Below are 6,157 nucleotides of genomic sequence, written 5' to 3'. Positions count from 1 at the left end.
ATCGCAGTCACAGCAGATGCGGCTGGTCACGTTCAGCCTTGATGAACAGATCAGACGAGTCATCGTCGCGATCCAGCCGCAATGGTCGGCTCGCAACATCCGTTTCAAGCTCAATTTGAAGACCGTTCGCCTATTGGCGGATCAAGATCAATTAAACCAGGTATGGACGAACATACTCGGTAATAGCATCAAATTTTCCAAGGATGGCGGCGTTATTAACGTAAGCATCAAGCAAGATATCAAAAGCGTAACAGTCCGAATATCCGATACGGGCATTGGTATTTCCCTTGAGGACCAGAAGCGTATATTCGAGCGATTTTTTAAAGCTGATCGTTCCCACAGTCGTAAATATGGCGGTAGCGGTATGGGACTCGCCATCGTTAAACAGATCGTATCGCTTCATGAAGGCGACATTCGAGTGGAAAGTGAACCCGGCCAAGGAACGACCGTCATTGTCACCTTGCCAATCACAACGCCACCAGATTAGTTAGATTCATAGGGTATCATTCGGATTATCTAAGCCGCATTTTCCATGATACAGCATAATGTGCAGTTTCCTTGGACAACGTAGCATTTTTTTGCTTGTTCATACTCCGTTCATATTGTCGTCATAGGGAGTACATCTTCTTTCGTTAAGCTTTCATTAGCGGCTCGTTAAGGTAGCCCAACAAACAGAATGGGGACAGGAGAAGTTGAGCGTGAAACGAAGAGAGGTAATGAAAATGAGGAATGGAACGAGAACAAATAAAGTACGAAGCATTTTGCTTAAAATAATAGGAACAATAATTATAGCAATCGTGCTTTTTCTAGCCGTTGTCTATACAGTTAATATTATCAGCAGCAAATCAGAGCAAGGAAAAATACAATCCTATGGTCAGTTCGTACCTGTAGATGGGAAAAAAATGAATGTTTTGATTCAAGGAAAAGGCGAAGAGACCGTCGTGTTACTACCAGGTTATGGAACAGCAGCACCAGCACTTGATTTTAAACCGCTAGTAGAAGAGCTATCTCCATTTTACAAAGTCATCGTTATTGAGCCTTTTGGTTATGGATTAAGTGATCTAACCGAAAAGGAACGAAACACAGAGAATATTGTAAGTGAAATTCATGAAGCTTTACAGAGTCTTAAAATTGACCGATATATTCTAATGGGTCATTCCATTGCAGGCATTTACGGACTGGATTATGTGAACAAATATGAAAACGAAGTGAGTGCTTTTGTCGGGATTGATAGCAGTGTTCCAACGCAAGGTGGTATGGATGCTGAATTACCAATAAAAACGTTTAAATTTCTCAAAAAATCAGGTTTAGCCAGATTGGTAATGAAACTTACTGGTGACCCATATGCTGGACTACCCTATGATGATGAAACAAAAGAACAAATGAGAATTCTTTCTCTCAAAAACATGTATAATTCCAGCACCTCAAACGAAATGGAAAATATTTATCCTAATTTTAAAGCAGCTAAAAATTTAACATTCCCAAAAAATCTGCCCCTTATTTTCTTTATACAAGCGAATAATACAGATGTGGAAAGATGGATACCACTACATGAAGAGCAAGTCAAAAATTCTGTTCATGGAAAAGTAATGACACTTGAAGGAGAACATTATTTACACCATACCAAATCAAAGGAAATCGTTGAAAACTTCAGGAGCTTTATGAAAGAAATAAAATAAGTGCACTGAAAAAGGCACATTCACTATTTTCTACAAATGTATAAGTGATATAAAAACCGTCCTTTGGTCATATCCCTGTCAAGTAGACAGATGAAAAAAGCTATGCAGCAGCGCGTGCGGATACTCAATCGGTGCGCGCTGTTTGAGTTAAGACTGAAATCACTCGTAGTTATAAAAGTAGAGACAACAACAGGCAGGTGAGCGTATCGTCCAATTGCTGAACGAGCCAGTGATGCTGGGTGACCAGCTGCCTTCGGAAAGACACGACATTGAGCTGAGGCGCATAAGTTTTGGGTATGGTGACCAGCCTGTACTGCGGGATGTGAGCAGGCTTATGCCATTCCGTTCTTTCACAGCGCTTGTAGGTCCTTCTGGTAGCGGAAAAAGTACGGCCTGTATGCACGATTGTGGAAAAGACAGCATGAAGGAAGAGAGTCATAATCTGTATGAATTCATGATACAAACATTAAGAAACCGCCCCCGGAGGATGCCATATCATATCTCCAGGGGCGGTTTCTTGTGCTGTTATTTAGAATCATCAGCTATGACAGCTTGTACGGGCTGCCTGTCACGAAGCAATGGTAACAACAGCATCGCTCCGACCAAAAACAAGCCGGCGCTCACGGTATATACGGTGTTCAGGGAGGATTCGTGTTTGAGTGTTCCGCCGATACTCATACCGACGACCATCATCCCGGAGAACAGGGGAGAGAGGGCACCACCGACGCGGCCGATAAAAGCAGCTTCGGCGTTTTTCATCATCATTGTGTTGATACCGATATGAATCCAAGGATAAAATAGGCCGCTGAAAACTTGTAGTGCCATGGTCAGCACAATATTGTGTGACCATCCGACACCAAAGGTTGTCAGTGTGCTGACCAAAAGTCCGGCCACCAGCAGCAATTGCGGCTGTGCTTTTTTGGCAACCCCCATAATCAGGCCGCCTCCCACCAGCATAGCCGCTCCGTTCGCCATTAACGGCCATTGCAGGAATTCCTTGTTTTGTCCAAGGTTCTCGATGGCGACAAAAACCATTAATGGTTGAATAAGTCCGACCGCCAGCCCAATTACGGTAAATGTTCCCCCAAGCGTGCGAAGTGTGCGGTTATTCCATACATAACGTATTCCTTCTTTAAGCTCTTGAATGAAATGAGTGGGTTGATCATCTATCTCAAGTGATTGTTCATCTTGTGGAATGCGAGTCAGAACAAGCGCCGAGATGAGAAACAATATTCCGGTTATAGACATTGAAGTGAAAATTCCAAAGTGTTGATAAATAAATGTACCGATAACAGGGCCGATAACCATAAATAATGCCATGAGAGATTGAAAAAGGGCCATCACTCCCTGTAGCTGTTCTGGTGCTACATGCTGCTTAAATATCTTCATCGCAGACGGCTGAGAAAATTGAGATAGAATGGCTGAAAAGAAAGTGGACAGCAAAAGCACCTGCCATGACCCGTACCATAATGCCAACAAAACAATAAAAATAGAGGCCGCGGATAGCAAATCGCAACTAATCATGGTCCGTTTGGGCCGCCAACGGTCCGCGAATGTTCCTCCAATGATAGCGAACAGAAAAATAGGCATGAATTCAGCAACCGAAATGAGCGATACGTATACGGGATCATTATTAGTCAAATCTGTTACATACAACAGTATGGCAAAGTTGCGCACCCAAATGCCCAAATTTAGCAGCGCATTGGAGGCGATAATGGTCCTTATATATGGATTTTTAAACAACAACAAACTCTCCTTTCCTGTTTTCAGGGCGCAACCCCCTTGAAATATCATTTTATATAAACAAAATATATTTTTGTCTATATAATAATAGATAATATAATAAATTGACTACTAATTAGTCAAATGTTTTTTTGAAATCATGAAGAAAGTAGAGCATGGAAAATAAAGAGGTCAATGATCCTTAAGGACGTGAATTAGAATAGTGGTAAAAGTACTCACTTTAAACTTGTGAATTGGGAATGATAACTAAACGAAAAAATGATCAACATAATAAATATTATGTTAACTAAAATGTTTATCTAGTAATAGGGATCTGAATCCGATGTACCTTTTAAAATCATAGTGATATAATTACGCGTACATGCCTGAAAAGGAGCGAATGGAACGTAAATGAACTTTCAAGTGGATTTTTTATCTTTTTTTGTAATTCAGGTAGATGGAAAAGAAGGACAGGGTGGTAAGTCCTATAAGCATTACGCTACAATGGACGACTACGATTATGACGAAAGCGATGTAAAAAAATTTCTGGACGGGGAATTTGCTCGTATTAGCAAGCGAAAGGTTGAAAAAAACCCCAGCACAGAGCAGGCACCGACCAAAATCGGCCGCTTTATCGTCGAACCGGAGCATGAATTGAGCAGTAATCCGAATTTTAATATGTTCGCCCGACTGCGGGCAGCAGAGGATAAGGAAGATTTTAAAAATGCTTGTGACGATCTGGTGCGGATGTATCTGGATACAAGCGCAGTACGCGGCGGAGCGCTGATCATTGTACAGGCTACCTTGAATACACACTCGGATGATCCGTTTATTTTTGTGCTTAAATGTGATTTCGAACCTAAAATTGCCAGAATTACTGAAAGCAGTCTGGTGAGTGAGGTCGAAATGGCTATTTCTGCCCGTAATATGAAATCCATCATGTATCCTTACATGCTTGAGGAAGGAATGAACGATGAGTGGGAGCTTAAAATTCACCAGTCTTCGCATGCCCGGTATTTTGAAGATTTTTTGAAATTCGTGACGTATGAGCAATCCATGCCCGAAATCGTCAATGAGCATGTCATGGGCTTCGTTCAGAACTATGTAGAAACCAAATGGCCGGATGCATCTAATGAGGAAAGACAGCAGGAAGAGCGCGATCTGGAATTGTGGGCGGCTAGCGAAAAACGGGATCTGCAAGGGAAATGGGAACCCCTTCAGGTCGTAGAGGCTGCACAGCATATTGTCGAGCTGAAACCAGAAATTGAAGTTCGTTTCAAACTAGATGATACGGCCGTGCGTGGGCTACTGTCCGACTTTGGCGCCAAGCTGCATATCACGAAACTTCATGATAGATATGCACTTATTATTGAAGGTGATGCATTTACGTTTGAAAAGGGATTTTCACCGATTGAGTTGCTCCAACCTGAATCGTTTGAAACGGTGGCTGAGCGGCTAAAAGAGAAACGCCAACATGAAAATGAGGACGTGGATGGCGATACGCCACCTTGGTAATTCGAATGCATAGCAGGACGACAAACTGAACTTTTACATTATAATGAATAAAAAACTGGCCTCTCAACGGATATTACCGCTGTGGAGGCCAGTTTTGTTTAGTATTTATGTTCGCGATCTACATATGAACTTTGCTAATTTGATCTTTCAGCTTGTCCGCAGATTGAAGCAACCTTGCACGTTCCTCGTCATTGAGCGGAAGATCCAAAATTTCACGTACCCCATTGTGATCTACGATACTTGGAACACCTAAATATACGTCAGATACTCCGTTATAATCTTCCAGCAAGGTGGACACATTAAGTACCGACCCCTCGTCCCCGAGAATGGCGGCTACGATTCGGTCGAGAGCCAGCCCGATAGCATAAGAAGTTGCGCCTTTAGCATCTATAATTTCATAGGCAGCATTCTTGGTATTTTCAAAAATTTCATTTTTCGTTTCTTCACCCAGTTCCAGTGGAGTTCCAGCTACGTTGGCTGTGCTCCATACAGGTAACTCAGAGTCACCATGTTCTCCAATAATATGGGCGTGGATGCTTCGTGGATCGATGCCCTTTTGCTTCCCGATCAGATAGCGGAAGCGTGCGCTGTCCAGCAACGTTCCTGATCCAATGACTCTGCTTGAAGGCCAACCACTGCGTTTCCAAGAGATGTAGGAGAGAATGTCCACTGGATTGGTTGCGATCAGCAAAATGCCATGTGTATTGACCTTGACGATATTATCAATAATACTTTCAAAAATTTCGGCATTACGCTTCAGTAAATCAATGCGCGTTTCTCCCGGCTTTTGTGAAGCGCCCGCTGTAACAATAATGATATCTGCATCACGGCAGTCTTCATAATCACCTGCCCACACTTTGACACCACCGAGAAAGGGAAGCCCATGATTCATATCGAGCATTTCCCCCTTCGCCTTTTTGACGTTGACATCAATAAAGACAAGTTCTGACATGCGTTGGCGCAGCAGTAGGGTGTAGCCGGTTGTTGTGCCAACCGCTCCCATGCCGACAATAGCCACTCTACTTCGTTTGTAAGGTTTTAAGCTCATAAAATCCTCATCTCCTTCTCGGGTTGTATACCTTTTCATTTTGGGATATTACTTAAAAATTTATCTTTCCAACTCAGTGTACCCTATATACTAACCCACCGCAAAGAAATATGACATTTTTCCTTGACTTCAAAGGCGAGCTCGCTAATAATTAATCGAATGATAAGAACACGCACTAAAGCGTTGCAGCACC

5 protein-coding genes and 1 pseudogene are annotated in these 6,157 nt (G+C 42.6%); 4 read left to right on the top strand and 2 right to left on the bottom strand.

The features are described from left to right. The 3 genes and pseudogenes from GRP75_RS17165 to GRP75_RS29820 form a co-directional block, all read left to right on the top strand. Nucleotides 1–487, top strand: a 487-nt coding sequence (locus tag GRP75_RS17165; RefSeq protein WP_160789889.1) for a sensor histidine kinase, incomplete at its 5' end; no start/stop codon positions are given. 229 nt (nucleotides 488–716) lie between these two features. Then, nucleotides 717–1,679 carry an alpha/beta fold hydrolase gene (locus GRP75_RS17160; protein ID WP_202404184.1) on the top strand — a complete coding sequence of 321 codons (963 nt, stop codon included), beginning with the start codon at nucleotides 717–719 and terminating at the stop codon, nucleotides 1,677–1,679. Between the two features lie 187 nt (nucleotides 1,680–1,866). Continuing rightward, a pseudogene (locus GRP75_RS29820) lies at nucleotides 1,867–2,070 on the top strand (ABC transporter ATP-binding protein); the annotation flags it as partial. Between the two features lie 134 nt (nucleotides 2,071–2,204). Here GRP75_RS29820 and GRP75_RS17155 read toward each other — a convergent pair. Then, on the bottom strand, nucleotides 2,205–3,422 hold the full coding sequence (locus GRP75_RS17155; protein WP_160789888.1) for an MFS transporter: 1,218 nt from the start codon (nucleotides 3,420–3,422) through the stop codon (nucleotides 2,205–2,207). A 390-nt stretch (nucleotides 3,423–3,812) separates the two neighbouring features. Between GRP75_RS17155 and GRP75_RS17150 the strand changes: the two genes are divergently transcribed. Next, entirely contained in the window at nucleotides 3,813–4,916 is a 1,104-nt protein-coding gene (locus GRP75_RS17150; RefSeq protein ID WP_028541652.1) for a DUF3900 domain-containing protein, read from the top strand. Between the two features lie 118 nt (nucleotides 4,917–5,034). Here the strand turns inward: GRP75_RS17150 and GRP75_RS17145 are convergent, their stop codons facing one another. Further along, nucleotides 5,035–5,964, bottom strand: a complete 930-nt coding sequence (locus GRP75_RS17145; RefSeq protein WP_013310450.1) for an L-lactate dehydrogenase — start codon at nucleotides 5,962–5,964, stop codon at nucleotides 5,035–5,037. Nucleotides 5,965–6,157: the final 193 nt, after the last annotated feature.

The organism is Paenibacillus sp. OT2-17, assembly GCF_009827695.1.
GTDB lineage: Bacteria > Bacillota > Bacilli > Paenibacillales > Paenibacillaceae > Paenibacillus > Paenibacillus polymyxa_B.
This window is presented reverse-complemented; position numbering and strand designations above follow the sequence as displayed.

Bases quoted from the DNA above. Each gene is read 5' to 3' on its own strand.
- GRP75_RS17145 (WP_013310450.1), bottom strand. From the start codon at position 5,964: ATGAGCTTAAAACCTTACAAACGAAGTAGAGTGGCTATTGTCGGCATG.
- GRP75_RS17160 (WP_202404184.1), top strand. From the start codon at position 717: ATGAAAATGAGGAATGGAACGAGAACAAATAAAGTACGAAGCATTTTG.
- GRP75_RS17150 (WP_028541652.1), top strand. From the start codon at position 3,813: ATGAACTTTCAAGTGGATTTTTTATCTTTTTTTGTAATTCAGGTAGAT.